General features: G+C 74.3%; 3 protein-coding genes. 1 reads left to right on the forward strand and 2 read right to left on the reverse strand.

Annotation, left to right across the window (positions count from 1 at the left end):
* Window positions 1-2: 2 nt before the first annotated feature.
* Both ACFV6I_RS29885 and ACFV6I_RS29890 read right to left on the reverse strand, forming a co-directional pair.
* Complete coding sequence (locus tag ACFV6I_RS29885; RefSeq protein WP_380428632.1) at window positions 3-959, reverse strand: ROK family protein; 957 nt, start codon at window positions 957-959, stop codon at window positions 3-5.
* Between the two features lie 101 nt (window positions 960-1,060).
* Window positions 1,061-1,948, reverse strand: coding sequence for an SIS domain-containing protein (locus ACFV6I_RS29890; protein ID WP_063345963.1), 888 nt, complete (start codon window positions 1,946-1,948; stop codon window positions 1,061-1,063).
* A 242-nt stretch (window positions 1,949-2,190) separates the two neighbouring features.
* Here ACFV6I_RS29890 and ACFV6I_RS29895 point away from each other — a divergent pair, with 242 nt between their 5' ends.
* Window positions 2,191-4,446 carry an RICIN domain-containing protein gene (locus tag ACFV6I_RS29895; protein WP_380428634.1) on the forward strand — a complete coding sequence of 752 codons (2,256 nt, stop codon included), beginning with the start codon at window positions 2,191-2,193 and terminating at the stop codon, window positions 4,444-4,446.
* The last annotated feature ends 147 nt before the right edge of the window (window positions 4,447-4,593 follow it).

Genomic DNA, 4,593 nt, shown 5'->3' on the forward strand with positions numbered 1-4,593 from the left:
GGTCACGACCCGGGCGCCGGCCTCCGTCCGGGGCCCGGGCGGGCGGCGGCGCGTGCCTGGGCGCGCAGGCCGGCGCCCAGGCAACCGGCCCGGTCCCCGAGCGCGGCGGGCACCAGGCGCGGCGCGACCTGGATCCGGGCGCGCCCGGCCAGGGCGGCGGCCAGCGGGGCGAGCAGCAGGTCGCCGGACTCGGCGAGGCCCCCACCCAGCACGACCAGCGGCGGGTCCAGCACCAGGACGGCCGTCAGCAGGGCGTCGGCCAGGGCGTCGACCGCCTCCTGCCAGACGGCGCCGGCCGCCCCGTCCCCCTCCGCGGCCAGCCGCGCCACCTCCGGTGCGAGGGCCGGCCGGCCGGTGGCCTCGGTGTAGCGCCGCGCCACGGCGGCCGCCGAGGCGTAGGTCTCGGCGCAGCCCCGGGCCCCGCAGGCGCACGGTTCCCCGCCCGGGCGCACCACGAGGTGGCCGATCTCCCCGGCCCGGTGGTGCGCGCCGGGCATGGCGCGGCCGCCGGTCATGACGGCGGCGGCGATGCTCGTGCCGACCGGGACGAACAGGAAGCGCTCCTCGCCGCGCCCGGCTCCGAGCCGGGCCTCGGCCACGCCGCCGGCGCGCACGTCGTGGGTGACGGCCACGGGCAGGCCGGTGCGCTCGGCGACGAGCTCCCGGAACGGGACGTCCCGCCAGCCGATCGTGGCGGAGTAGACGCCCGTCCCCGTGGCCTCGTCGACGATGCCGGGAACGGCCAGGCCGACGGCGTCGACCTCCGCGCCCTGCCGCCCGGCCTCCCGCCGCACGTCCGCGACCAGGTCGACGACGGTGGCCACGACGGCCTCCGGGCCCCGTTCGCGCCCGGTGGCGCGCCACGCCTGGTGCCGGACGGCCGCCTCCCGGTCCAGCAGGGCGGCCTTGATACCGGTGCCGCCGACGTCCACGGCGACGACCAGGCGCTGCCCGGTCATGGGCTGACGCCGGTCGGGCACGGGCTGACGCCGGCCGGTCGTGGGCCGAGGTCGGTCGGTCGTGGTCCGAGGCTGGTCGGTCGTGAACCGAGGCTGGTCGGTCATGAGTCGGCGAGCACCACGGACCGGGTCAGGTTGCGCGGCTGGTCCGGGTCCAGGCCCTTCGCGGCGGCCAGCGCGGCGGCCAGCCGGTGGACGCGCACCAGTTCCGCGAGCGGGTCGAGCCGGCCCTCGATCCAGCGGGCGCCGGTGCCCCGGACCTGCTCGGCCAGGCCCACCGGTGCGGCGCCCAGCATCCAGGTGGCGGTGGACGGCGCGGCGATGCTGATCGGGCCGTGCCGGTACTCCATCGCCGGGTACGCCTCGCTCCAGGCGAGCGCGGCCTCGCGCAGTTTGAGGCCGGCCTCGTTCGCCAGCCCGACCGTCCAGCCGGTGCCGAGGAAGGTGAACTGGGTGCAGTCCACCAGGCCTTCGGGCAGCGGCTCCGCCAGGGCCGCCCGGCCGTCGGCCTCCACCGCCTCGGTGTGCAGGCCCAGGTGGGCCCGCAGCAGGGTGAGCGCCGTGGTGGCGAACCTGGTCTGCACCACGGACCGCTCGTCGGCGAAGTCCAGCACGGCGATGTCGTCGGCCGCGGTCATCACCGGGGTCCGCGGGTCGGCGGTGACGGCCGCGGTGCGGACCTTTCCGCGCACCCGCTCCAGCAGGGCCAGGACCTCGGTCGTGGTGCCGGAGCGGGTCAGCGCGATCACGCGGTCGTACGAGCGGACGCCCGGGAACTCGGAGGCGGCGAAGGCGTCCGTGACGCCCTGTCCGCTCGACTCCCGCATGGCGGCGTACGCCTGGCCCATGAACAGTGACGTCCCGCAGCCGATCACCGCGACCCGTTCACCGGCCTCCGGCAGCGCCGTGCACTCCGCCGCGGCGACTTCCGCCGCGCGGCGCCAGCAGTCCGGCTGGCTGGCGATCTCGGCCTCGACATGGGTCGCCATCGGCCACCTCCACTTGATTGTTGCTGATACCTGCTTCTTTCTGGCCAGATTCAAGCATCTTCAAGCACTCCATGGAACCCGTCTGTGCAATTTGTTGCTCAGAGGTGTTGACAGTTGCGCGCAAGAAGGCCGGATACTGCATGCCATCGCCGGGCTCGGCGGTCGCGCCCCCAACGACGACCGGCGGGCCCGAGCAGCACCGCCCACCCCCGCCCCGACGGTGCAGCACCGAAGGAGACCTCGTGTCCGCCCCACCCCGCAGAGCACTCGCCGCCGTCCTCGCCCCCGCGCTCCTGGCGCTGAGCGCGGGCCTCGCCCCGGCCGCGTCGGCCGCCCCCGAACCGTCAGCCGCCCCGGCCGGCGGCCCGTCAACCGCCCCGTACACCGTGAGCGTCGGCAAGCCGGTCGGCTACGCCCACCCCACCGACACCCCCGCCGTCCCGTACACCGACAAGGACGGCACCTTCTACTTCCAGCAGTCCGCCGCGCTCTACGGCGCGAACGACCCGCGGTACTGGGACTTCTTCACCGGCAAGGACTTCGACTCCGCCACCCGGTCCAGCGCGCTCAGCAACGCCGTCAACCCCGCCAACCCCCAGGACCGCAACAACGACACCACCTGGCGCTGCAACAACAGCCCCACCGGCCTGACCTCGACCTCCGCGCCCGCCGGGTCGGGCTACGCCCAGAAGAACTACTGCGACCTCTCCGGCATCTGGGTCGACCCGGACACCGGCGACTGGTACGGGCTGGTGCACAACGAGTTCACCCCGCAACCCTTCGGCGACGGCCTCCACTTCGACGCCATCGACTACGCCGTCTCCAGCGACCAGGGCCGGACGTGGACCATCAAGGACCACGCCATCACCTCGCCGTACAGCACCCAGCGGGGCGACACCGCGGCCTTCCCGAACCAGACCTTCGACTACGGTGACGGCGACCAACGCCTGTTCGTCGACACCGCCTCGGGCTACTTCTACGTCTACTACGGCTCGCGGATCGTCGACAAGGGCGGTAGCTGGAAGGCCTTCCACGAGCACGTCGCCCGGGCCCCGATCGCCGCCAAGATGGCACCCGACTCGTGGCAGAAGTGGTACGACGGCGCGTGGTCGCAGCCCGGCACCGGCGGCCAGGAGAGCAACCTGGTGCCCGCCGACTCCGCCCACCCCACCGGCTACACCCCGGTCGCCGACGAGTACGACCCGGCGAACACCGGCACCGTGGCCCAGCAGGTCGCGGCCGGCACGATGCCCCCCACCTCACCGCTGTTCGTCATGGACATCACCTACAACGCCTACCTCGGGCTGTACATCGCCGAACCGCAGGCCGTCGACCAGAGCGGCTCCGCGCCCCAGCAGTACTACGCCACCGTCGACCTCGCCAGCCAGAAGTGGGTGCCGATCGGCGACACCGGCGGCTACCACACCGCGTCCTGGTACCGCTGGTTCCTCGACAGCGCGAACCGCACCAACACCACCATCGTCGGCAAGACCTTCCGCTCGTACTGCGCCTTCGGCTGCTCCAACGGCGCGTCCGGCGAGTACGTGGACGTGACGATCGACGGCACCGCGCCCGCCGCTCCCCCCGTCGACCCCGGCAAGACCTACCGGATCGGCAACGCCGACGGCCGGGTCCTCGCCCAGGTCGCCGGCGGCCCGGCCACCACCTCGCTGGCCGCCGGCACCGGCTCCGCCCTGGAGGCCTGGAGCTTCACCACCAACGGCGACGGCTCCTACCGGATCGCCAACGCCGCCACCGGCCGCCTGCTCGGCGTCGACTCCACCGCCACCGCCGGCCGCGCCTGGGGCGCCCGCCCCACCGCCACCGCCGCCGGCCCGGGCGGGCCCACCGTCGGCCAGCAGTGGTTCGTCATCCCCGGGAAGTCCGCCGACGGAACCGCCACCGGCGCGTTCAAGCTGGTCAACCGCTACAGCGGACTCGTCCTCGGCCTCTCCGCCACCAACAGCCGGTCCACCGAGACCACCCCCACCCGCAGTTGGGCCGACACCACCGGCAACCCCGTCGGCGGCACCCGCGGCCCCGGCGAGCAGACCCTCACCCTGACCGCCACCGGCACCGTGCCCAACCCCCCGCTGGACGGCACCCACACCCTGACCACCGCCGGCAAGGCCCTCGACGACCCCGGCCACTCCACCGCCCAGGGCACCCAACTGGTCACCTGGGCCCCCAACGGCGGCCCGAACCAGACCTGGGTGCTCACCCGGCAGGCGGACGGCGGCTACCAGATCGCCAACGGCGAGTCCCACCTGTGCATGGACGTCGACGGCGGCTCCACCTCCGCCGGCGCCAAGGTGATCCAGTGGGCCTGCACCGGCGGCGGCAACCAGCGCTGGCAGCTCACCCCCGCCGCCGGCGGCTACCGGATCACCTCCCAGAAGAGCGGCCTGCTCCTCACCACCGCGTCCACCGCCGACGGCGCCCGGACCACCCAGCAGCCCGACACCGGATCACCCCTCCAGGTCTGGGCGGTCAACTGACCAACCGGCAGTATCCAACCTCCCTTCCCCCTCGGTCAGTTGGCGAGAATCTGCCAGTGCGGAAGCGGGCCCGTTGACCTCCGGTCCGCCGGGCGTTTGGCTCTCCCCAGTCAGTTGCGCGGGCGGTGCCACCCACCAGGGTGGCGC

The sequence above is a fragment of the Kitasatospora sp. NPDC059803 genome (genome assembly GCF_042732255.1).
Lineage (GTDB): Bacteria > Actinomycetota > Actinomycetes > Streptomycetales > Streptomycetaceae > Kitasatospora.

Excerpts from the sequence above, each read along its gene's own strand:
- ACFV6I_RS29885 (WP_380428632.1), bottom strand. The coding sequence starts at position 959 with ATGACCGGGCAGCGCCTGGTCGTCGCCGTGGACGTCGGCGGCACCGGT.
- ACFV6I_RS29890 (WP_063345963.1), bottom strand. The coding sequence starts at position 1,948 with ATGGCGACCCATGTCGAGGCCGAGATCGCCAGCCAGCCGGACTGCTGG.